The organism is Arthrobacter sp. H5, from assembly GCF_000520595.1.
Taxonomy (GTDB): Bacteria; Actinomycetota; Actinomycetes; order Actinomycetales; family Micrococcaceae; genus Arthrobacter_D.
The window spans coordinates 52770-74013 of sequence record NZ_KI915019.1; the positions used below are offsets into that span (position 1 = coordinate 52770).

21 protein-coding genes are annotated in these 21244 nt (G+C 63.3%); 9 read left to right on the plus strand and 12 right to left on the minus strand.

Features of this window, described 5'->3' with window-relative positions; translation table 11 throughout:
- Positions 1-2: 2 nt before the first annotated feature.
- Genes uxaC through Y708_RS26140 form a run of 3 tightly spaced genes read left to right on the plus strand, consistent with a single transcriptional unit; the run spans position 3 to position 3252 of the window.
- Positions 3-1415 (plus strand): glucuronate isomerase, encoded by a 1413-nt coding sequence (gene uxaC / locus Y708_RS0118000; RefSeq protein WP_028281001.1) that lies wholly within the window; start codon positions 3-5, stop codon positions 1413-1415.
- A gap of 59 nt (positions 1416-1474) precedes the next feature.
- Entirely contained in the window at positions 1475-2704 is a 1230-nt protein-coding gene (gene manD, locus Y708_RS0118005; RefSeq protein ID WP_028281002.1) for a D-mannonate dehydratase ManD, read from the plus strand.
- Positions 2701-3252, plus strand: coding sequence for a gluconokinase (locus Y708_RS26140; protein ID WP_253905872.1), 552 nt, complete (start codon positions 2701-2703; stop codon positions 3250-3252). Before manD ends, Y708_RS26140 begins: the two co-directional genes overlap by 4 nt.
- On the opposite strand, the gene Y708_RS0118015 is transcribed toward Y708_RS26140, so the two are convergent.
- On the minus strand, positions 3189-4346 hold the full coding sequence (locus Y708_RS0118015; RefSeq protein ID WP_028281003.1) for a glycosyltransferase family 4 protein: 1158 nt from the start codon (positions 4344-4346) through the stop codon (positions 3189-3191). The genes Y708_RS26140 and Y708_RS0118015 overlap by 64 nt on opposite strands.
- Positions 4347-4518: 172 nt before the next feature.
- Between Y708_RS0118015 and Y708_RS0118020 the strand changes: the two genes are divergently transcribed.
- Positions 4519-4881, plus strand: a complete 363-nt coding sequence (locus Y708_RS0118020; RefSeq protein ID WP_028281004.1) for a hypothetical protein — start codon at positions 4519-4521, stop codon at positions 4879-4881.
- A gap of 334 nt (positions 4882-5215) precedes the next feature.
- Positions 5216-5617 (plus strand): DinB family protein, encoded by a 402-nt coding sequence (locus tag Y708_RS26145; RefSeq protein WP_216699829.1) that lies wholly within the window; start codon positions 5216-5218, stop codon positions 5615-5617.
- A 6-nt stretch (positions 5618-5623) separates the two neighbouring features.
- Here the strand turns inward: Y708_RS26145 and Y708_RS0118030 are convergent, their stop codons facing one another.
- Positions 5624-6253 (minus strand): DUF1684 domain-containing protein, encoded by a 630-nt coding sequence (locus Y708_RS0118030; protein ID WP_028281005.1) that lies wholly within the window; start codon positions 6251-6253, stop codon positions 5624-5626.
- Positions 6254-6293: 40 nt separating this feature from the next.
- Here Y708_RS0118030 and Y708_RS0118035 point away from each other — a divergent pair, with 40 nt between their 5' ends.
- Positions 6294-7046 carry a sulfite exporter TauE/SafE family protein gene (locus Y708_RS0118035; RefSeq protein ID WP_028281006.1) on the plus strand — a complete coding sequence of 251 codons (753 nt, stop codon included), beginning with the start codon at positions 6294-6296 and terminating at the stop codon, positions 7044-7046.
- A 151-nt stretch (positions 7047-7197) separates the two neighbouring features.
- Positions 7198-8466, plus strand: a complete 1269-nt coding sequence (locus Y708_RS0118040; RefSeq protein WP_028281007.1) for a cell division protein PerM — start codon at positions 7198-7200, stop codon at positions 8464-8466.
- Here Y708_RS0118040 and Y708_RS0118045 read toward each other — a convergent pair.
- From Y708_RS0118045 to Y708_RS0118055, 3 genes are read right to left on the minus strand one after another with little or no spacing between them, the layout of a single operon-like run.
- Positions 8417-9064: a hypothetical protein gene (locus Y708_RS0118045; protein ID WP_051479146.1), complete on the minus strand. Its 648-nt coding sequence runs from the start codon at positions 9062-9064 to the stop codon at positions 8417-8419. The genes Y708_RS0118040 and Y708_RS0118045 overlap by 50 nt on opposite strands.
- A gap of 21 nt (positions 9065-9085) precedes the next feature.
- Positions 9086-9523 (minus strand): SRPBCC family protein, encoded by a 438-nt coding sequence (locus Y708_RS0118050; protein WP_028281009.1) that lies wholly within the window; start codon positions 9521-9523, stop codon positions 9086-9088.
- A gap of 44 nt (positions 9524-9567) precedes the next feature.
- Positions 9568-9975, minus strand: coding sequence for a hypothetical protein (locus Y708_RS0118055; protein WP_035776769.1), 408 nt, complete (start codon positions 9973-9975; stop codon positions 9568-9570).
- A gap of 39 nt (positions 9976-10014) precedes the next feature.
- Between Y708_RS0118055 and purN the strand changes: the two genes are divergently transcribed.
- Together purN and corA are read left to right on the plus strand one after the other, a co-directional pair.
- Complete coding sequence (purN, locus tag Y708_RS0118060; protein WP_028281011.1) at positions 10015-10581, plus strand: phosphoribosylglycinamide formyltransferase; 567 nt, start codon at positions 10015-10017, stop codon at positions 10579-10581.
- Entirely contained in the window at positions 10578-11594 is a 1017-nt protein-coding gene (gene corA / locus Y708_RS0118065; RefSeq protein ID WP_028281012.1) for a magnesium/cobalt transporter CorA, read from the plus strand. Before purN ends, corA begins: the two co-directional genes overlap by 4 nt.
- 9 nt (positions 11595-11603) lie before the next feature.
- Here corA and Y708_RS0118070 read toward each other — a convergent pair whose 3' ends face one another.
- The 7 genes from Y708_RS0118070 to Y708_RS0118100 form a co-directional block, all read right to left on the minus strand.
- Positions 11604-14300, minus strand: a complete 2697-nt coding sequence (locus tag Y708_RS0118070) for an alpha-amylase family glycosyl hydrolase (protein WP_035776770.1) — start codon at positions 14298-14300, stop codon at positions 11604-11606.
- A 66-nt stretch (positions 14301-14366) separates the two neighbouring features.
- The gene (gene murQ, locus Y708_RS26150; protein WP_051479147.1) at positions 14367-15350 is read right to left on the minus strand and encodes an N-acetylmuramic acid 6-phosphate etherase; all 984 of its coding nucleotides are present in this window, start codon (positions 15348-15350) and stop codon (positions 14367-14369) included.
- A complete protein-coding gene (locus tag Y708_RS0118080; RefSeq protein ID WP_216699830.1) occupies positions 15347-16582 on the minus strand; it encodes an anhydro-N-acetylmuramic acid kinase in 1236 nt (411 codons plus the stop codon). The genes murQ and Y708_RS0118080 overlap by 4 nt, the downstream gene beginning before the upstream one ends.
- Before the next feature lie 13 nt (positions 16583-16595).
- Entirely contained in the window at positions 16596-18065 is a 1470-nt protein-coding gene (locus tag Y708_RS0118085; protein ID WP_253905873.1) for a glycoside hydrolase family 3 protein, read from the minus strand.
- A gap of 11 nt (positions 18066-18076) precedes the next feature.
- On the minus strand, positions 18077-18970 hold the full coding sequence (locus tag Y708_RS0118090) for a carbohydrate ABC transporter permease (RefSeq protein ID WP_081746974.1): 894 nt from the start codon (positions 18968-18970) through the stop codon (positions 18077-18079).
- Positions 18967-19848, minus strand: a complete 882-nt coding sequence (locus tag Y708_RS0118095) for a carbohydrate ABC transporter permease (protein ID WP_035776794.1) — start codon at positions 19846-19848, stop codon at positions 18967-18969. The genes Y708_RS0118090 and Y708_RS0118095 overlap by 4 nt, the downstream gene beginning before the upstream one ends.
- An 85-nt stretch (positions 19849-19933) precedes the next feature.
- Complete coding sequence (locus Y708_RS0118100) at positions 19934-21217, minus strand: sugar ABC transporter substrate-binding protein (RefSeq protein WP_028281018.1); 1284 nt, start codon at positions 21215-21217, stop codon at positions 19934-19936.
- Positions 21218-21244: the final 27 nt, after the last annotated feature.

Sequence of the window (21244 nt, forward strand, 5' to 3'; positions counted from 1 at the left end):
TTATGCCGCCGCTCGCACCACACCCAGACCGACTCCTCCCGGCTGACCCCACGATCCGCGAAATTGCCCGGTCTCTCTATAAGGCCGTGGCCGAAGCTCCGATCTACTCGCCTCATGGCCACGTGGACGCGGGGCTGCTGCTCCGGAATGCTCATTTCAGTGATCCGTCCGAACTGCTCATCACCCCGGACCATTACGTGCTCCGTCTGCTTCATGCGTCCGGGGTTCGGCTTGAGGAGCTTGGGGTAAGCCGCCGCGGTCTCCCTTCCGACGCCGTCGGAAGGGAAGTCTTCCGGGCCTTCTGTGCAAACTGGCACGTCTTCCTAGGTACGCCTGTGAGCTACTGGTTCGAATCCGAGTTCGCGGAGGTATTCGGCGTTACCGAGCACCCTTCAGCCGCTACCTCCGACGCAATTTATAACCAGATTTGCGAGGTTCTGACCACTGAGGCGTTCAGGCCGAGGGCACTCTTTGAACGGTTCAATATTGCCGTCCTCGCAACCACAGATGATCCGGCCGATGACCTCGGTGCGCACGCGGCGCTCAGGAAGGACGACTCATTTGCCGGTCGAGTGTTGCCCACGTTCCGAGCCGACATCTATATGACGCCGGACCACCCGTCGTGGATTTCAAAGCTGGGAGGGCTTGCCGCCGGAAGTGGAATCGACACTGGTACTTACTCCGGGCTGCTCGCCGCCCTGCGCAACCGGAGGGCATATTTCAAGGATCACGGCTGCACCTCTACGGACGCCGGCACCGCGGACGCCTGGGCAATACCGCTGGACGACGCCGATGCGCAGCGGCTTCACGCCGCGGGCATGGCTGGAACAATTTCGACCGACGAAGCGGTCGCGTACCGCCGCAACATGCTCTACCAGTTTGCGAAAATGTCAATGGAAGACGGCCTGGTAATGCAACTGCATTCGGGCGTCATCCGCAGTCACCATAAGCCGACTCTCGAAGAATACGGCCCTGATACTGGTCACGATTTGCCTGATGCTGCGGCTTACACGAGGCCACTTCAGCGGGTGCTGAACGATTTCGGCACCGATCCGGCGTTTCGTCTCGTGCTCTTCACCGTGGACGAGACCGTTTTCTCTCGTGAAATTGCACCTCTCGCTGGCTTCTACCCGTCGGTCTACGTCGGTGCTCCCTGGTGGTTCATTGATTCCCCTGCTGCGATCGACAGGTTCCGTGCCGCAGCGACGGACAGCGCCGGCTTTTACAAGACCTCAGGCTTCATCGACGACACGCGTGCATTCTGTTCCATCCCGGCACGTCACGACATGTCCAGGCGTGTGGACGCGGGTTATCTGGCTCGATTGGTGGCGACGCACCAGCTGAGCGAAGAGCATGCGCACACGGTTGCGCAGGACCTTGTGGCGAAAATCCCCAAGGAGACCTTCAGGCTCTAGCGCGCGAGCGTCGAGGTCAGCAGTGTTGGTACACCACTGAGAGAAACAGGACAATGACTATGAAAATTATCGCCGCGGACGTGATCGTCACCAGTCCAAGCCGTAACTTCGTGACACTGAAGATCACTACCGACGAGGGGATCACCGGCCTGGGTGACGCAACCCTGAACGGGCGGGAGCTCCCGGTTGCCGCCTACCTGACGGAACACGTTACCCAGCTGCTGATCAATAAGGATCCACACCGCATTGAGGACACGTGGCAGTTCCTTTACCGCAGTTCCTACTGGCGCCGGGGTCCGGTCACGATGGCTGCGATTGCTGCCGTGGATATGGCGTTGTGGGATATCAAGGGCAAGGCCGCGGGCATGCCGGTGTATCAATTGCTGGGCGGTGCCTCAAGGACTGCGTTGCGTACCTATGGTCATGCCTCCGGCCGTGACATGCCTGAACTGTTCGACTCGATCCGGCGGCACCTGGAGGAAGGGTACAAGTCCATCCGCGTGCAGACCTCCGTGCCCGGCATCAAGGCCCTCTATGGAGTGGCTGCGCAGGCACAGGCCACCGGTGAACGCTACGACTTTGAGCCGGCAGGCCGGGGCGCCCAGCCCACCGAGGAGGATTGGGACACCCGGGCGTACCTGCGTCACATTCCCACGGTCTTTGAAGCTGTCCGGAATGAGTTTGGGCCCGAGTTGCCGCTGCTCCATGATGGGCATCACCGGATGACACCGATCCAGGCGGCGAAACTCGGCAAGTCTCTTGAGCCTTATGACCTGTTCTGGCTGGAGGATGTGACACCCGCCGAGAATCAGGAAGCCTTCCGGCTGATCCGCCAGCACACCACCACGCCACTTGCGGTGGGTGAAATTTTCAACACTGTCTTCGACTTCCAGACGCTCATCAGGGAACAGCTGATTGACTACGTGCGGGCTGCATCCACTCACTTCGGTGGGATCTCGCCGCTGAAGAAGGTCATGGACTACGCGGCGCAGTATCAGATCAAATCGGGTTTCCACGGACCCACCGATGTCTCGCCTGTTGGACTTGCTGCGCAGACCCATGTGGGCCTGGCCATCCACAACTTCGGCATTCAGGAGTACATGGAGCACAGTGCCAAGACGAACACCGTCTTCGAGCAGTCCATGACCTTCACCGACGGTTTCCTCCACCCGGGAGACAAGCCGGGACTTGGCGTCGAACTCAACGAGGAAGCTGCCGCTTCCTTCCCTTATCAGCAGGCGTACCTGCCCTATAACCGCCTTTCCGACGGAACGGTCCACGACTGGTGAGCACGAACGGCGGCGGGGATGTTTCGGTATTGCCGGGACGACACTCCCCGCACATTGTGGTGATGGGCGTTGCCGGTTGCGGTAAAAGCACGGTCGGTGAACTCCTCGCCGGGGGCCTCCGTGCACCGTTCCTGGATGGCGACTCGCTGCACCCTCAGGCAAATATCGAGAAGATGAGGGCTGGAACGCCGCTGAACGATGAGGACAGGGTGCCCTGGCTGGAGGAGATCCGCCGGAGATTCGCGGCGGCCGTGGACGCGCCACCGGTCATTGCCTGCAGTGCGCTCAAACGCCGCCACCGGGACACCATCCGTTCCGCCGCGAAAGACGTGGTGTTTGTGCACCTGGACGGTCCGGTGGACTTGTTGGCGGAACGCATGAATGCCCGTCCCGGCCACTTCATGCCGGCGTCCCTGCTGCAGTCCCAGCTGGAATTTCTTGAGCCGCTTGAAGCTGACGAAGCAGGAGTCGTGGTGAGCATCGCTCAGTCCACGGAAGCCCGCGCAGCGGACCCCCGCCTGGCCTGCACGGCGATCGCTTTGTCGTAGTACTGCACCAGCTGCTCACACAGCACCGGCCAGGTGCGGCCCTGCACGCTCTTGTAGGCTGCACGGCCAAACGCCCGGCGTTTCACATCGTCGCCGAGCAGGTCCAGCGCAGCCGAGTGGAGCTGATCCAGCGAGCCTGGTTCATAAACCCATCCGGTGCGCGAAGAATCCACCAGATCCAACGGCCCGCCGCGGCCAACGGCCACCACTGGCACCCCGGATGCCATCGCCTCCTGAATGGTCTGGCAAAACGTCTCCGATTCCCCGGGGTGCACAAACAGGTCGAAGGACGCCACCATGCGTGCAAGGTCATCTCCTGACTGGAAACCAGCGAAGTACGCGCCCGGGAGCTTCGAGCGCAGCGACTCCTTCAGCGGTCCGGAACCAATAATGACCAGCCTTGTGCCCGGGATCGAGTTCAGCACAGCCAGATCCTCCACCTGCTTTTCGATTGCCAGGCGGCCCACGTAGCCAATGATTTTCGATCCCAGCGGAGCCACAGACCGCCGCCAGCCGCCGTCGCGCTTTGCTGGCGTGAATCTCTCTGTATCCACGCCGCGCCGCCACAGATGAAGGCGCTGGATGCCGCGGGCCTGCAGTTGATTGAACGCGAACGACGACGGCACCAGGTTCAGTGTCGACGCGTCATGGATGTTCTCCACCCGCTGCCACAACAGATTCTCAGCCCACGGCACGCCGTAGCGGGCGGCGTAGGCCGGGACCTCGGTCTGGTAGATCGATACCGACGGGATACCCAGCTGGTTCGCGGCCTGCACGGCCCGCCAACCGAGCACAAAGGGGGAGGCCAGGTGGACGACGTCGGGCGCGAAGTCCGCCAGCACCCTGCGGATCCGGCCAACGGTTCCGGCGGCAAGCCGAACGTTGGGATAGCCGCTGAGCGGGAAGGACGGCAGCCGGTGGACCGGATAGCCTTCCACTGTTGGCGGCGCCTCGTCGTCGAGCCAGGACGACGACGGCGCGATCACCAGTACGTCGTCTCCGCGGCTTCGGAGGTGTGCAAGTACCTTGAGCAGCGAGTGGGTGACGCCATTCATGTGTGGCAGGAACGATTCAGCGACCAGTGCAACCTTCACAAAATTCATGTTGGCAGCCGATGCTGCCGCTCCGGTGAGTTCTGGATGAAGCGACGATGAACAACCCGACAATTTGACCACTCGTCTTACCTTTGGTGGGCGTTGCTCATCGCCAATGACCCGGTCGGTGGACATAAACGAAAACGGGGGTCCCGCCTTATAGACTCCCTGAATGCTCACGACCGCCATCGAATCCGCATCTCAAGCGCCGGTGCTTGCGGCGACAATCGCCGCGATTGCGGCCGTTTTAGTGGGTATTGTCAGTATCATCGTCACCGTAAAGCAGGGCCGGGCGACGCGTGAGGCGACGAAGCTCTTGGCAGACCGTGAACAGTGGTGGGATCGGTTCACCTGGGCCGCAGGAGAGTTGTTCGCAGCTGACGAGCCTCGCGCGCTCGTTGCGGTGTCTGTCTTGAATTCACTCGCAGCGGTAGAGTGGATTCACCAAGATGATCAGAATATGATCCTTGCCCTGTTCGATCAGTTGAACAATGAGATTTACCATCAGGACACGGAGGATGCTGGCAATGGCTGAGATCAGCAAGGTTAACATCGCGGCTGCCCGGGCGCAACGCAGCATTTTGGTCCGCAGCGGGAAGACAGTTCCAGCGAATGTCGACAAGCTCGCGTCCATGCCATTGAGTAGGTCGATCGGTCAAACCGCCGACCAGAACCATCGCGGTCGATCTGCCTCGCGTTCGAGGCATGGGGCCTCCAGATCTGCAACATCGGGTCGCTTCGCAGGTTCAGCGGTGTCGTCGAAGCGGACAGCGCGCATCACTTCAGAGAAGGCCCAATAGGGCAATCTGCCGGTAACGGACGCCTGGTCGGTGCGTCGACGTTCGGCGGGACCCGCGCCCGGAGCGAGTTTGCTGGCGGGCGCAGTAGAGTGGGGGCGCGACGGCGGCCGGCCCCACCCGTGGCCGCCTCCGGTCACCACCATCGCCTGGCGCCTCAACCACCTCACCGGGCAGCTGTCAATGCGGGCGGATTACACCACCGGAAGCCGCTCCCTGCAGAGCGATGAGGTGCAGGCATTCGGCACCGCCGCTGAGGCCGTCGCCGCCTTCGATCAAGCCGCCGAAGCCTGGCACGGAACTCTCGCCGGCGCGGACAACGCCGCCCTGGATACCGCGGGCTACAGCACCTACCCAGACGGCAGCGATCCGGAAGACGTGTTCATCGACACCGTCTGGTGGGTGAATCAGGAGCTGCTGCACCACGGCGCGGAAATTGCCCTGCTGCGGGATCTGTACCGGGCGCGGACCTAAGCCACGCTAATACTGCGCGTACATCTCCCCGACAGGCAGTGCGGCCTCCAGCCTGTTGTCCGGCCCGGGCAGGGGACAGGCCCACTGTTCGTCATAGGCACAGGACGGATTGTATGCAAAGTTGAAGTCGATGATCAGACGGCTATCCCGGGTCCCAAGATCGGAACCCTTTACGGTGTCCAGCAGGTAGCGCCCGCCGCCATAGGTTCCTTCCGGGGCGCCGGCCAATGAGTCGCGGACGGGGAGGAACAGCCCGCCGCCGTAGGACATCAACCGCCACAGCGCCAGCCTGCCCACGCCGTCGAGCTCCACCGTGCCCAGACGCTCAAACGGCACCACACCGTCCGTCCCGGTGGGAACGTCCATGGTCTGCCCGGCGCCGCCGTCGTTAATGTCCACCTCAAACCTGAAGTCAGGCTGGTAACCCGCCACGGTGAGTCCGCTGAACTGCGCCTTTGCGTTCGCATCGAGGGGCGATGCCGGGTGTCCCTTGAACAGGCGGTCGCGTTCAGTGCGCCAATGCGCGTGCGCCAACGACGGCGAACCGGACTCCGTGATCTCCCTCACCTGCCGGTACAACTCGAACACCCGCCTGCGCCAATCCGCGATGTTCAGGGCCGTTGCTGGGTTCGACATTGTTCCAGCCTAACTGTTGCCCCGGCGTACTGTATCAAGGGTGGCGATTGGTCTCTTCTTCCTTGTTCTCACCCTCATCCTGCTGGGTGCTGTTGCGCAGCGCATTGCCGGGTTGGGGTTTGCGCTGCTCATTTCCCCGTTCCTGGTGCTGATCCTCGGCCCGCATGAGGGCGTGATCCTGGTGAACATCTGTGGCGTGGTGTCTTCGGCTCTGATCGTGCCGCGGGTGTGGAAGGACATTGACTGGAGCATGTTCCGCTGGCTGGTGATCCCCTCGGTCTTCGGGTCGATTCCCGGGTCCATCGCTGCCGTCTACCTGCCCTCGGCGCCGCTCGCGGTGACAGTCGGCGCCGTCGTTCTGGCTGCCCTGACCGCCTCACTGGTGCTGCAGCGCTCAGCGGTGGTGGTGCAGGGGAATCCGCCCAAGGTTGTTGCCGGCATTGCCGCAGGGCTGACCAACTCGATGGCAGGGGTGGGAGGCCCGGCGGTCAGCGCCTATGCACTGCTTGCCAGGTGGCCCCAGCGTCCGTTTGCCGCAACCCTGCAGCCGTTCTTCATGGTCATGGGGTTGGTGACGGTTACGGTCAAGCTCCTGGTTGACCCGTCCCGGATGCCGCCGTTGGACGGATGGATGTGGGTTGTCATCCTGCCCGCGATCATCGGCGGCATCTTCGCGGGGGAGAAGCTATCCCGCTTCATCCGCGATGACCACGCACGGATTGCCGTAGTGGTCATCGCCTTCCTCGGAGCGGCGACGGCGCTGACCAGCGGGCTGCTGGACCTGTTCGGGTAGGGCTGACGCCTTTTTCGTACGCGATCCGGAGATCCGTTAGCAGTATCCCGCTCACGGATCTCCGGTTTGCTGACGCGGATCCGGAACGCTCACGCAGGCTGCGCCGAGTCGCTCAGCCACCGGGGCTGCACCCAATGGCACCATTGAAGGGATGAAACTTCCCACTCGCGTACCCGGCCAACGCGCTCTGTCCATGCCCCTGTGGCTGCAGGGTGTTTTCGAGTTGGGGCAGGCTGCCGTCATTTCCGCACTGCTGGTAATCGTCCCGGTTGCCGCCGTGTGGTTGTCCGGCGGGTTTGCGGGCCGGGACGCGCTCGATTCCGCGCGGCTGGCTGCACAGGGCTGGTTGGTGATGCACGGCGTGCCGATTCAGTTCAACCTGCCGGACGGTGCCACCGGCGTGCTGAGCGCCGTACCGCTGGGCCTCGCGCTGATCCCTTTCCTGCTCGCCTGGCGTGCCGGGCGTCGGCTTGCCCGGGCCTCGTACACGGATCAGCTGTGGCAGGCGATGCTGGGTGCATTGGGTATCTACGCGCTATGCGGCCTGGGCGCTGCATACCTAAGTGACGACGGACAGGCATCGGCGTCGCTGGTGGCTGGCGCGCTGATCCCGCTGATCGCCGCGGGGCTGGGTGCTGTGACCGGAGCGTACCGTGAGGCCGGCGCGTGGAGCCGGCTCATTGGCGTAGACCTGGCCTCCTGGATTGCAAGGACCAGCCAGCACTCGCGGTGGACCGGGTCCTATATGTGGTCTGTTGTCCGGGCAGGCTTGCTGGGGATCACGGCAACGCTGGGGTTCTCCGCGCTGCTCCTTGCCGTCACCCTTGGGCTTCATTGGGCCAGCGTCGTGGCAATCTACGAGAGGCTCGACGCCGGAATGGTCGGCGGAAGCGTGCTCACCCTGGCACAGCTGGGCTTCCTGCCGAACCTTGTTGTCTGGGCCGCCAGCTGGTCCTCGGGCGCCGGATTTGCGCTGGGAACGGGCAGCTCCATCAGTCCGCTGGCAACATCAGCCGGCCCGCTGCCTGCGGTTCCTATCCTGGGCGCCATCCCGGCCGGTGCGCTGGAGTACGGCTTCGCCGCGCTGGCAATCCCGGTGGTTGCCGGGTTATTGGCGGGCTGGTGGTTTTTCCGGGAGGGCGAGAACCACTTCGATGAATGGCTGGAGATCAAGGTCGATGCCCGATGGTTCACCGCCTCCCTCTCCACCGTGTGCCTGGGGCTGCAGGTGGGCATTGTCTCCGGGATCGCGGCAGGCCTGCTCGCCTGGGTCTCCCGGGCTTCACTGGGGATCGGACGGCTGGTGGATCTGGGACCGGACCCGTTGTGGACGGCATTGTGGGTGGCAGCGGAGGTGGCTGTCGGCGTCGTTATCGGCTATGCCGCGGGGCCGCTGTTGGAGCGGGAACCGCGCCGCTGACCCGTTCACGCAGGCCTGCAAACAAGCCCAGCAGCGTCAGCAGATCGAACAGGCCGGCGGCCGTGCCCACCAGCACCGGCATCCGACGCGACAGGTGGTTGGCCCGCAGCCGTGCATGCAGCCTGCAGCGGCCTGGTTCAGCGTCCTCCAGCTGCAGGGTCCAACTCGCGGTGACCGAGCCGCGTCGGGTAACAAAAACCAGCGATCCCGGTGGATCCAGCGAGATCACTTCCAGCTCGGGATTGCCGCGTCCCCAATCCGGAACGCGGTCCCCGGGCGCCAAATCCTGCAGCGCGGGATCGATGTGTCGTGCGGCCCGCCGGTCCACCGGGATGAGCGCTCTGTCCACCCAGAGGGGCAGGTACCAGCCGGCGCGACCCTTGCCCAGCTGCACCAGCCACGGGTAGGCCTGCGCAGTGGTGCACTCCAGGGTGCATGCGCGGTCCATCACAATTCCGGCAGAAGGGATGAGCTCATCGCCCGGGAGTGTCCGCTGTACCTCCGCATCGGTCACACCCCACCGCACGCTGGCACGCTTGGCAGCGGTCAGGACAATGACGACGACGGCGGCCTGGGTCAGGCGGGAACGCAGCGGCATCTTCCCACTGTAAGCCCGGTGTTAGCTGGATTCGAGGATCCGTTTGAGATTCTTCAGGTCTTTGGTGTTGGCGGCGCGCATAGTGACGCCGACCAGCGGAGCCAGCAGTTTTGAGAAGCCACTCGGCTTTCCGTCATTCCGCAGAGTCATCCGGGTGGTATTGGGGTCCACGGAACTCCAGGTGTAGGTGGTCTGCATGGGAAACGGTCCCTGCGCGGTGCGCATGACGAGCTTTTGGCCAGGAACCAGTTCCACTACCTCATACACATAGGAAAGGTTTCGGCCAAGGAACGCTGCAGAGAAGGCAATGCGGGCGCCCACGGCCAAGCCTGCCCCGGTCTGCCATCCCGCCGAGGAGATGTTGACATACCACTGGGGTGCGTTGGCAGGATCACCCGAGAATGCGGCAACAGCTTCACGTGGACGATCGATCAGGATTTCGGTCTGTATATCGACCATGGCGGGCATTCCTTTCAAGGATGTGAGCGGCCCCCTCCCCAGATTCAGTTGGAGAGCAGACCGTCCAGATTGCGGAGGTTGTCTTCGCAGGTGCCCTGGGCCTTTGAGGTCAGCGCCGTGGCTGAGCATTCCTCGTACTGCTGGACCACCGGCCAGAGAATTATTTGAGCCCCGGTGCCCAGGGTGAAGAAGAGCGACGCCACCAAGCCGGCGATCGTGGCTATGCGCATCAGACGGGGCAACCTATGCCGGATGGTTCCAACCAGCGCGATGATGCCTACTGTCAGCGCCGCGAGGGCAAACATGAGGCCGAGCACCTTCCAGGGCAACGGGAAACTTGCGGCCAGCATGGTGGCAACGAGGAGCAGTATGAAGACAGTCAACTGCGTCCGGGTTCCCGCAGTTTCCTTGGCGGACGTCTCGGGAGGGCTTTGCGGCCCGTGCGTGCTCATGGATTAACCCTAGGTGAGAGTCCGGCCTAAGGTTGACGCATGCGCATAGTTGTCCTGGTTTCCGGTACCGGCTCCAACCTCCAGGCCGTGATCGATGCCGTGCAGTCGGGCGAACTGGGCGTGGAGGTCGCCGCCGTGGGGGCGGACCGGCCCGGAACCTTTGGTGTTGAACGGTCCGCCGCGGCAGGTATTGAAACATTCGTGGTTGATTTCAAGTCCTTCGAACACCGAGAGGACTGGAATGCCGAGTTGACCAGCAAAACCGCCGCGTATGCGCCGGACTATGTGGTTTCCTCCGGCTTCATGCGCATTGTCGATCAGACCTTCCTGGACCGTTTTCCGGGCCGCTACCTCAACACGCATCCCGCATTGCTGCCTAGCTTTCCCGGCGCCCATGGGGTCAGGGACGCGCTCGCGTACGGGGTCAAGGTCACCGGGTGCACGGTGATGATTGCCGACGCCGGAGTGGACACCGGTCCCATCCTCGCGCAGACCGCAGTTCCCGTCCTGGCGGATGACACCGAAGAATCCCTTCACGAGCGCATCAAGGTGCAGGAGCGCAAACTGCTGATTGACACCCTCAGAAGTCTGGACACCCCAACATGACGCTGGTGGATAACGCAGTATATGTGGACGGCAAGCGCCGCACGGATCCGAAAAGCCTGGACGAAACCTTCGAACTGATGCGCGAGTCCAACGGGATGGCCTGGATTGGCCTGTACCGTCCCGATGACAATGAAATTCAGTCGGTGGCCAGCGAATTTGGTCTTCATCATCTGGCGGTGGAAGACGCCATGAAGGGCCACCAGCGGGCAAAGCTGGAGCGCTACGAGGAAACCCTTTTCGCGGTTCTCCGACCCGCCCGCTATCTCGACGACGAGGAGAAAGTAGAATTCGGCGAACTCCACGTCTTTGTGGGCAGGGACTTCGTGGTGACAGTCCGGCATGCAGAGTCACCCAATCTAGGCATTGTGCGGCGGCGGCTTGAGGCCAGCCCCGAGCTACTTGCCATGGGTCCCCAGGCGGTGCTGTACGCCATCCTGGACGAGGTGGTGGACGAATACGAGCCTGTGGTCAACGGTCTGGAGAATGATATTGACGAAATTGAGGATGAGCTCTTTGGCGGCGACCCGGATGTCTCCCGCCGCATCTACGAACTCCACCGGGAAGTGATCGAGTTCCAGCGGGCCACCCAGCCGCTGCAGATCATGATGGAGTCGCTGCTGCGCGGCTCGGACAAGTACAACGTGGAGGAGGAGCTTGGCCGCCGGCTGCGCGATGTCCACGACCATGTGATCCGCCTGGTTGAGCAGGTCAATACGTTCCGGACGCTCCTGCAGAACGCGTTGACGGTCCATTCAACCCTGGTGGCGCAGCGCCAGAACGAGGAAATGACGCGCATGACCGAGACGTCGCTCGCCCAGAATGAGGAGGTCAAGAGGATTTCCTCCTGGGCGGCAATCCTCTTTGCCCCGACGCTTGTTGCCTCCGTGTACGGGATGAACTTTGACGTCATGCCGGAGTTGCACTGGACGCTGGGCTACCCCTTCGCGCTCGTCCTGATGTTTGCCCTCGGCGCCGCGTTGTACTGGGCTTTCAAGCGCAACAAGTGGCTCTAAGACCCGGCACTACTCCGCGCTGATGATGTGTGACCCGTGGTCGTACGTGAAGGTGACCGGGCCGCCGTCGTGCACCAATGAAATATTGGTGCCGCCTCCACCCACTCCGTAACTCTCATCCCAGCTGCGGTTGATCGCGGCCTTGAACTCGTAGTTCCCTGCAGGCAGGTCAACGGTCAGCCGCCACATGCCGTCCGCTTCGAGAGTGAGCTGAGCCTGATCGCAGTCCGGCAGCCAATCGCCCGCACAGCCGATCTCCGAATTCAAGCTGCCGGGAACTGAGACCGCCCCGGGCTGCACCACCTCGCCCGCGCCCACAGTCACTGTCCGCACCTCGCTCACCGCCCCGTTAAGGAGTGCGCGATAGCGGACCTGAGCGCCTTCGGCGAGGGTGGCGACGTCGTCGAACACGGTGTAGGCGGGGGAGGAGTCATCGGAGCCGAGGCCGGTCCACTCGCCACCGTCCACGCTCCGCTCAAACGAGACCACATGCGAGGCCCGCTCCGGATCCGCGATGGCGCTGACCTCGACCGCGCCGTCGACGCTGCTGGCCTCCCCAGGCGATTGCAGGGTCAGCACCGGTGCAGGAACCACCGCGCCAGCCACCGGACTCACGGAGGCGTGTCCGGCGTTGTCCAGCACCGCTGCCCGGTACTCGATGGGTGTTTCCGGCGACAGTTCGGTGACGTCGTGGAACACGCGGTACGGTGCGTTATCGTCTGTGCCAATCGGCTCCCATGACCCACCAGCCGTGCGCGCTTCGAAGGTGACCTGGTAGAAGGAACTGCCATCGACGTCGGCCGTTACCTCCATCCGCCCGTTGTCCTCGGCAGCGGGTGCGGGAGTTCCGAGGACGACGGCAGGTGCCTCCTTGGAGCGCGGAATGCGGCCCGACGCCTCATAAACGACGGCGGACAGGGGCGGAACGGTGACGGTGACAGTTCCATCCCGGTCCGAGCTCAGCCTGCGATTGCCGTCCCCGTAGACCTTGGTGAAGTTCTTCTTCGCCATGAAGGTGGGAATGTCCGCCGTCTGCTCCTGCTCGCTGTTGTTGACGGCAACAACGTACTCGCGTTGCTTCTTCACATCGATGCGGGAGAAGGCGTAGATGCCCGGCCCTTCGGCTGCGTAGCGGTGCTGGTGCGCGCCGTTGCGCAGCGCGGGGTGTTCCCCGGTCACCTGCGCCAGGTCGCTGATCTTCCGGTACAGCGGATGCCCTTCGTCGAAGTTATCCGTGGCATGGGTTGCGTCGGTGCCGAGTAGGTCGTCGTCGAGATAATCCGGCACTTGGCTGGCGAACAGGGTCTGCCGCGCATCCTGGTCCCCGCCGGGGCCGGTGAATCCCTGCTCGTCGCCGTAGTAGATCACGGGGTTGCCGCGCGAGAAGTACATCAGTTCGTGGGCGAGGCCGTCCCTGGCCATCAACTCGGCTTCCGGCGCGCCCGGATTATCCGCCGCGATGAACCCGCCGATGCGCCCCATGTCGTGATTGCCCAGGAACGTGGGCAGGCTGTAGGCGTTGGAATCGGCGTCCGTATACCAGTCGTCGCCAACAAAGAATTCCTCCAACTGGCTGGCAGCCGAGCCGCGCGAGGCGAAGCTGCGGGCCGCCTCCTGGAACGGGAAGTCCAGCACAGACTGCATCTGGTTCCGGGTGGTGAACTGCGAGGTGAAGTCCTTGGTGGTGTCGAACACCTCGCCGAACATGAAGAACTCGTCCTTGCCCTGCTCCCGGGCGAAGGACAGCACCTCCGGTCCAAAGTCCTGCCAGAACTCGTCATTGACGTGCTTCATGGTGTCGATGCGGAAGCCGTCCACGCCAAAATCAGCGATCCAGGTCTGATAGATGTCCTTCATTCCCTCCACCACGGTGGGGTGTTCGGTGAACAGGTCATCGAGGCCAAAGAAATCGCCGTAGTACGCGTCTTCTCCGGCAAAGGTGGTGTCCCCCCGGTTGTGGTAAAGCGTGGGATCGTTCAGCCAGGACGGAACTTTGAGGTTTTCCTCTCCCGGCTCCAGCTCAGGGGTGTACGGGAAGGAAGTGGACGCGTCGAGAGCAGGGAATTCACCGGTTCCGGCGAAGTCACGGTCGTCGAACTCCTCGCCGTCGGCGGTCCGGTAGGCCTCCGCATCCTTGGACACATACGGCATGCGGGCGCCTTCCCCGTACCCGATCACGTCCGCGGTGTGGTTGGTGATGATGTCGAAGTAGACCTTCATGCCGCGGCTGTGCGCCTCATCGATCAACGCCTTGAGATCCTCGTTGCTGCCCAGGTGCGGATCGATCTGGGTGAAGTCCGTAATCCAGTAGCCGTGGTAGCCGGCTGAATTGTCTTCGGGTTGAACGGCTTTGTTCTTGAAGCTCGGCGTCAGCCAGATCGACGTGGTGCCCAGTCCCTCGATGTAGTCGATTCGCTCCAGAAGGCCCTTGAGATCGCCGCCGTTATAGAAGCCCTTGCGGGTGGGATCGAAACCGGATACTGACGGATCGGTTCCCAGCCCGCCGTCGTCGTTTGCGGTGTCCCCGTTCTCAAACCGGTCAGCCATCACAAAGTAGAATTTCTCATCTGTGACCGGAGCGCGCAGCGATTGGAGCGCTTGGGGTGCATCGCCCGGCGGCTTCGGTTTCGCCTGGGCGGGGAGTGCTGCCCCTGTTGCGGCGAGCAGGACGGCGAGCACGACGGCGGTGGCGTGGTGGGCGAACATGGGAGACCTCCAGGAATCGGGACCTTAAATAGCGTGTCGTGAGTCACACGCAGTGTCAATGGTGCGTCAGGCGGACAGGCCCTCCTGCGGCGTGTCGCTGCGTTCTGCAGTCTGGGTCACCGCAGCCCGCAGATGGCCTCCGTTCTGGTCAAGCGCCGCCCGGGCGGCATCGGGTGCCAGCCCGGTGAGCAGGCAGGCGATGGCCACTTTCACCGAACCGCCTGCGGCAGCGAGGGCTGAGGCAGCATCCGCAGCCGGGACTCCAGTGACCTGCATAACGGTCCGCTCGGATCGTGCCCGCAGCTTGTTGTTGGTGGCCATCAGGTCCACCATGTGGCTCCCGTACACCTTGCCCAACCGGATCATGACAATGGTACTGAGCATGTTCAGGACCATTTTCTGGGCCGTCCCCGATTTCAACCGGGTTGAACCGGACAACAATTCCGGTCCCACCTGAACGTCGATCGCTATGTCCGCTGCCTGTCCAACGGCCGAGCCGGCATTGCAGGCAAGGCCAATGGTGAGCGCTCCCGCACCGCGTGCTGCGGCGAGGGCGCCGAGAACATACGGAGTGCGTCCGGAGGCGGAGATGCCCACCACCACATCATCGGCGCGGACACCGGTCCGGGCGACGTCCTGCGCACCCCCCTCCGGCTTATCTTCGGCGTTCTCAACGGCAGTGAACATTGCGCCGGGTCCTCCCGCGATCACTCCGACCACCCGGGAAGGATCCACGCCGAAGGTGGGAGGGCATTCGCTCGCGTCCAGGATTCCAAGCCGACCTGCTGTTCCGGCGCCCATGTAGATGAGGCGTCCGCCCCGCGCAAGCCGTTCTGCGGCGGCGTCCACCGCCTGCGCTATTGCCTGTGCCACCGAGGCCACCGCTGCGTGAACCGTGGCGTCTTCCCTGTTCATGGCTGTGACCAGGTCAAGGCTGCTGCGCACATCCAGATCAGCAGCATGGGCATTGGACTGCTCGGTGGCCAGCCCTGCCAGTTCATCACGGAGGGCCGCGTGGGTGTCTGTGGTGATGCTGGATGCTGGATTCACGGGATGGCCGTTCCTTCGAGGGATGGGATGGACGGGTGGTGCAGCAGGTCCGGCAGAGCCACCGTCAGGTGGTTGACGGCGCGGACGGGCGCGGGAAGGGACAGCGGGCTGTGCCCTGGAACGAATTGGCCGAGGACCCGCGCCGACCGTGCGCCGGTGAGGGCCGGCAGGGTTGCGGGCAGGCCGTGCCAGCTCAGATAGCCCAGCAGGGCAAACAGGTAGGACTCTTTTGCGTCCGGCGCGACCCCGTGTGATGCGCTGGTGCTCAGGAGGGTTCCGGCCGGTTCCAACAGCCGGCTGATTGCCCTGAGCATGGCCTGGTTGTGCACTCCACCGCCCGATGCGATGAGTTCCTGCGTGCCCTGGGGAACCGAGTCTGCAATGGTCACGGCGGTGAGTTTGGTCAGGGTTGCCGCCAGGTCCTGAACCGGGAGGCGGAGCCCCAATTTGTCCACGGCAGAGTCAACCCAGCCCAGGGTGAAAGTTTCACGTCCGGTGGATTTGGGCGGAGCGGCGTGGAAATGCGGGTGCGCGGTCAGTTCCGCGAGGAGGCCGTTGTGAATTGAACCGGCGAGGGCCAGCTGCCCGCCGTCGTCGTACGTTTGTGCTCCATCGGTGGCGCGCTGAACCAGCGGGTCGAGCAGGCAGCTGGCTGGACCCGTGTCCCAACATCCAACGGTCCCATCCGGGTGAACCGCGGTGAGGTTGGCAATCCCACCGAGGTTGACGGCAGCCAGTGAATGGCCGGACTGTGCTGCCCGGGAGCTCAGCCACAGCCGGTCGAACATGCCCATGAGCGGAGCGCCATGGCCGCCGGCGGCTATGTCGGCGCTGCGGAGGTTGGCGAGCACGGGGATGCCAGTGGCCTCGGCGATCCATGACGGTTCACCCAACTGCAGCGTCCCCTGCGCCACCCCGCCCTCAACCCAGTGGTGCACGGTTTGGCCGTGTGAGACGACCAGCTCCACCGCATCCGACCCATGATCCAAGGTGGCGGAGGTTTCCAGGGCGGCCGACGCGAATTCCCGGCCCAGGAGGGCATGCAGCTGGGTGAGCTCGCCCGTGGTGGTGGGTGTATCGGAGCAGACGTCCAGGATTCGGGTGCGCAGCGCCTCGGGCCAGGGCCGGGTGCGGAACGCCACCGGTTGCAACGAGAGTGCGTCGCCATCCCGCGTAATATCCACAACGCAGACGTCAATCCCATCGGCGGAGGTCCCGGACTGCAGCGACATGATCCGCATACGGTCAGCGCCTGCCGAGCAAACGGTCAGCGAGGGCCGCGGCGGTGGCGCGGGAGGCGCCATGGGTGTGGATCACACGCAGCCCCGAATCAGCGGGGGCCACCCCGGCATTGACGACGACGGCGTCCGGCACCAAGCGGAGCGTCTCGCGGGCGGCGGTCAGCTGGGTTCCACCGGTTGACAGGTTGTCCGTCAGTACCAGAACGGCCGTGTCCGCAGTGATGGTGAGCTCCGCGACAGCCGTTGCTACGGACTCGGGGCTGCCTACGTGCAATTGGTGGACATCGATGTGTGCGGCGAAGGCGGCGGCGAACACATCGGTCTGTGGTCCGGCGGCCATGTTGCGCTGGGCGCGCGCATCAAGGACATGCACCTGCCGGAGATTTACCGCATTGTCGAGGGGCTCCGTGTTGATCGCCTTCCCGGCGAGCCGCGTCCAGTCCGTGCCGCCTTCAAACGGTTCCGCATCGGTGCGGGTCCAGGCCGCACACTGTTTAATGCGTGCTGCGGATTCTTCCAGCCGGGCGGTGTTCAAGGCGCCCGAAGCGAGTGCGTTCAACAGAGCGTTCCGGACTTCCAGGTAATCGTCTTCGTCAACCGAGGTTCCACCCTTGGGGCCAAGGTTGGACGGGTTGCCCACGCACAACAGGTCGGCTCCTGCCTGCAGCGCCATCACGGCACCCGGCCCCGATCCGACGGTGGACCTCACCGCCGCCATGTCCAGCGCGTCGGTGATGATGAGGGATCCAAAGCCGGAGTTCCTGAGCAGGTTCAGCGCGGTCCGGTTCAAGGTGGCTGGCTCTTCGCCAAGATCCGGCACCACAATGTGGGCGCTCATCACCGCCATCACGCCGGCTTCCACCGCTGCGCGGAAAGGTGGAAGGTGATCCCGTTCCATCTCTGCGAGGCTCAGTTCCACCCTGGGGAGGGAGACGTGGGAGTCGCTGCTCGTATCGCCGTGTCCGGGGAAATGCTTCACGCACGCGGCCACCCGCTGGGACTGGATGCCGCGGACCATCGCCGCAACATGCCGCGATACCAGGGCCGTGTCAGATCCAAAGGAGCGCACACCAATGACCGGGTTGTCCGGGTTGGTGTTGACATCCGCCACGGGGGAGATGACCACGTTGATCCCGGCGGCCCGTGCCAGGTGGGCGAGTGCCCGTCCCACCTCTGCAGTGGATCCGGTGTCATCGACGACGCCGAGTGCTGCGGCGCCCGGGAAATCGGATCCGCGGACGGACTGGAGGCGCGTGACGTTCCCGCCCTCTTCGTCAGAGCCGATGAGGGCGTGCGGGTTGAGTGCGCGGATGTTCGCCGACAGCCGGCGAATCTGCCCGGGATCGTCGTCGTCAATATTTTGAGAGAAGTACACCACCCCGGCGAGGTTCTCCTGGAGGGCGGCCTCCAGCCATGGCGGTAGCGAGGTTCCGTTGAACCCCGGCCAGATCACACTGTTGACAAGCCGTATCAAGCCGGGGTCGTTCATCCTTTGACCGCCCCGGCAACCAAGCCGCTGCTGAGGCGGCGCTGTACAAGAATGAAAAAGATCATAACGGGAAGTGTAATCAGGGTGGATCCGGCCATGACGTAGCCCCACTGGTTGGAGTTTTCACCGAAGAACTGTTGAAGGCCAACGGCAACCGTGTAGTTGTCCGCGTTGTCCATAAACGTGAGCGCGAAGATGAACTCGTTCCAGGCGGTGATAAAGGAGAAAACGCTCGTGGCCACCAGTCCGGGTGCCACCAGGGGCAGCAGTACGGACCAGAACATCCGGCCCCAGCTGGCGCCGTCTATGTAGGCCGCTTCCTCAAGCTCCTCCGGCACTGCGGCAACGAAGCCCCGCAGCATCCAGATACCGAAGGGCAGCGAGAACGCCACGTAGACAATCACCAGTCCCAGCAAGCTGTTCAGGAGCTGCAAATCCCGTACCTGGACGAACAGTGGGATGACAAGGGCCTCAAGCGGGACCATTTGGATAATCAGGATCATCATCAGGATTGCGGTGCGGAACTTGAATTTGAAGCGGGCCACTGCCACCGATGCGAGGAGCGCGAGGATTCCCGAGGCCAGAACTGTCAGCAGGGCCACAATGACCGAGTTCTTCAGGAAGGTTCCAAAGCCGCCCTCGTCGAGGACATAGCGGAAGTTCTCCCAGGTGGGCTCGCTTGGAAGCAGCGATTGTGCCCCGCTTGAGGCGCGGGCATCGAAGGCGCCGGACACCATCCAGTAGGTGGGGAACAGAGTGAACACCAGCAGTGCTGCGACGGCCAGGGCTTTCGCGGCAAGGATCCAGCGTGCCCGCGGGCTGCGTGGGCGTCGCTGCGGGATCACTTCAGGGGTGCTGGCCCGGCTGCGGGTCGGAGCGGGCGCGCTCATTTTTCCTCCTTGAAGAGTGTCCGGACATAGAGAACGCTGACCACAAGGAGCAGCAGGGTCAGCAGGACAGCGATCGCCGACCCGAGTCCGTAACGGTTCTGCGCAAATGACTCAACGTAGGACCAGACACCCAGGTTCAGGACGGATCGATTGGATCCGGAGCCGCCGGGCATCAGGTAAATCTGTGCAAACACCTTGAAGTCCCAGATGGTGGAAAGGATGATGACGACGGCGAATACGGGCCTGAGGGTGGGAAAGATGATCTGGAAGAAGCGGCGGAACGCGCCTGCGCCGTCAACGGTGGCGGCTTCGATCATCTCTTTTGACACGCCCAGCAGACCCGCCAGGACGGTGATCGCAACAAAGGGGAATCCGTGGTGGACGATGTTGAGCACCACAATCGCGTAGAAGGACCAACGGTCGGTGAACCAGTTCTGGGGGTCGTCGATGATGCCGGTCCCCAGGAGGATCCCGTTGATCAGCCCACGGTCGGCGTCGAACAGCCAGATCCATACGTACGTTCCGGTGACGGCGGGCATGGCCCAGGCCACCATGATGCAACTGCTGACCACTGTCCGCCAGCCACGGGAGAGTGATGCGAGCAGCAGTGCTACAAGGGTGCCAAAAACCACGGTTCCGCCCACAGCCACAATGGCGAAGCCAACGGTATTGGGCAGCACAACCTGCCACAGCATGGGGTCGGCGAAGATCTCGGCATAGTTGTCGAAGCCGATGTAGTTCGAACGCCCGCTGACTATTTCACGCAGGCCGTAGTCCTGCAGCGAGAACAGCACTACTCGGAGCAGGGGCCAGAGCAGGAGTACGGCGAGCACCAGCAGTGCGGGCGCGAGCAGCAGCCAGGGCCGCGCAGTGGACATGGTCAGCTTGCGTTTGGTGCGGGGGCTGACCCCGCCCCGCGTGTTGCGGGGAGGGGCCAGATCCGTTGGTGGAGCAGACAAGAAATCAGTTTCCGTTCAGCAGTTCTTCGATTTCCGCCGCGGCGTCCTCGGTTGCCTGGTCGACGGTTTTCTGCTCGGACAGGATCGACTGGATCATGGCGGGCAGGGTCTTCTGCGCTTCTACTGCACCCCACTGCGGGGTGACCGGGACAGAGGTGCCGCCTTCCACAAACTGGGTGGCGAATGGCTTCACCAACGGATCGTCGGAGGCCACAGCGTCCTCCAGCAGGGACGTCTGGCCCGGGAAGTAGTTGGTCTGTTCCGCCCACTTGTCCGCGAGCTCGCCGGTGGCCATCATTTCAACGAAGGCCCACGCCAGATCCTTGTTTTCGGAGCTTTCGAAGACACTGAGGTGCGATCCTCCGAGGAACGAAGGGCTGATGTTGCCGTCCGGACCCGGAATGGGGAATGCGCCGATTTTGCCTTCAAGATCCGGGTTCTGTTCAAGGATTGCCGGTGGTTCCCAGGAGCCCATGACTGCCATGGGCAGGTTGCCCTGCACAAAGTTGTCGAGGATGTCCTTTGCGTTCCACGTGGTGGCGCCGGCGGAGGAGAGGCCGTGCTCGGTGGCAAGGCCGGTGTAGAACTCAAGGCCTTCGCGGGCCTCCGGGGATGTGAGCCCTGACGTCCAGGTGTCCCCTTCCTTGGTTGCAAGGTTGGCGCCGTTGCCCCAGATGAAGGGGTAGGCAGCATAGCCATTGTCCCCGGGGATGGCGAAGGGTGTCATTTCCGGCTTGGCTTCCTTGAGGGCAAGCCCAACGTCAACAAGTTCGTCCCAGGTAGTGGGTACTTCCAGGCCAAGTTCCTCGAAGATGTCGGTGCGGTAGATGACCGATCGAACGCCTGCATACCAGGGCATACCATAGAGGCTTTCGTCAAGGGTCCCGGACTCCACCAGGCCTTCGACAAGGTCGCCGTCGAGGTTTGCCGCAGTGACGTATTCGTCCAGGGGGGCAAGGGCTCCCGCGTCGGCAAATTCACCAGTCCAGGTGTTGCCGGTCTCAGCAACATCAGGGGTGGTGCCGCCGGCAATGGAAGTCACAAACCGGTCATGCGCCTCTGCCCACTGGATGAACTGGACATCCAGGGTTGCCCCGGTTTCCTCGGTGAATTTGGTCTTCACCTCGTCGAAGTAGGCTTCGGCGTCCGGGTTGGTGCCCTGCATAATCCACACGCTGAGGGTCTCGCCTTCTGCGTTGGTGGATGCGCCGCCGTCACCTCCGCCGCAGGCCGTCAGCGTCAGGGTGGCTGCCGCCGCCATAGCGAGCGGAATCCTCAGCTTCTTCATAGTGCTTGCTCCTCATTGAGACCGGGG

What these genes read in the sequence shown, in the direction of transcription:
- uxaC (WP_028281001.1), top strand. Translation starts at nt 3, where the DNA reads ATGCCGCCGCTCGCACCACACCCAGACCGACTCCTCCCGGCTGACCCC.
- manD (WP_028281002.1), top strand. Translation starts at nt 1,475, where the DNA reads ATGAAAATTATCGCCGCGGACGTGATCGTCACCAGTCCAAGCCGTAAC.
- Y708_RS0118020 (WP_028281004.1), top strand. Translation starts at nt 4,519, where the DNA reads ATGCTCACGACCGCCATCGAATCCGCATCTCAAGCGCCGGTGCTTGCG.
- Y708_RS0118030 (WP_028281005.1), bottom strand. Translation starts at nt 6,253, where the DNA reads ATGTCGAACCCAGCAACGGCCCTGAACATCGCGGATTGGCGCAGGCGG.
- Y708_RS0118040 (WP_028281007.1), top strand. Translation starts at nt 7,198, where the DNA reads ATGAAACTTCCCACTCGCGTACCCGGCCAACGCGCTCTGTCCATGCCC.
- Y708_RS0118045 (WP_051479146.1), bottom strand. Translation starts at nt 9,064, where the DNA reads ATGCCGCTGCGTTCCCGCCTGACCCAGGCCGCCGTCGTCGTCATTGTC.
- Y708_RS0118050 (WP_028281009.1), bottom strand. Translation starts at nt 9,523, where the DNA reads ATGGTCGATATACAGACCGAAATCCTGATCGATCGTCCACGTGAAGCT.
- Y708_RS0118055 (WP_035776769.1), bottom strand. Translation starts at nt 9,975, where the DNA reads ATGAGCACGCACGGGCCGCAAAGCCCTCCCGAGACGTCCGCCAAGGAA.
- purN (WP_028281011.1), top strand. Translation starts at nt 10,015, where the DNA reads ATGCGCATAGTTGTCCTGGTTTCCGGTACCGGCTCCAACCTCCAGGCC.
- corA (WP_028281012.1), top strand. Translation starts at nt 10,578, where the DNA reads ATGACGCTGGTGGATAACGCAGTATATGTGGACGGCAAGCGCCGCACG.
- Y708_RS0118070 (WP_035776770.1), bottom strand. Translation starts at nt 14,300, where the DNA reads ATGTTCGCCCACCACGCCACCGCCGTCGTGCTCGCCGTCCTGCTCGCC.
- Y708_RS0118080 (WP_216699830.1), bottom strand. Translation starts at nt 16,582, where the DNA reads ATGTCGCTGCAGTCCGGGACCTCCGCCGATGGGATTGACGTCTGCGTT.
- Y708_RS0118090 (WP_081746974.1), bottom strand. Translation starts at nt 18,970, where the DNA reads ATGAGCGCGCCCGCTCCGACCCGCAGCCGGGCCAGCACCCCTGAAGTG.
- Y708_RS0118095 (WP_035776794.1), bottom strand. Translation starts at nt 19,848, where the DNA reads ATGTCCACTGCGCGGCCCTGGCTGCTGCTCGCGCCCGCACTGCTGGTG.
- Y708_RS0118100 (WP_028281018.1), bottom strand. Translation starts at nt 21,217, where the DNA reads ATGAAGAAGCTGAGGATTCCGCTCGCTATGGCGGCGGCAGCCACCCTG.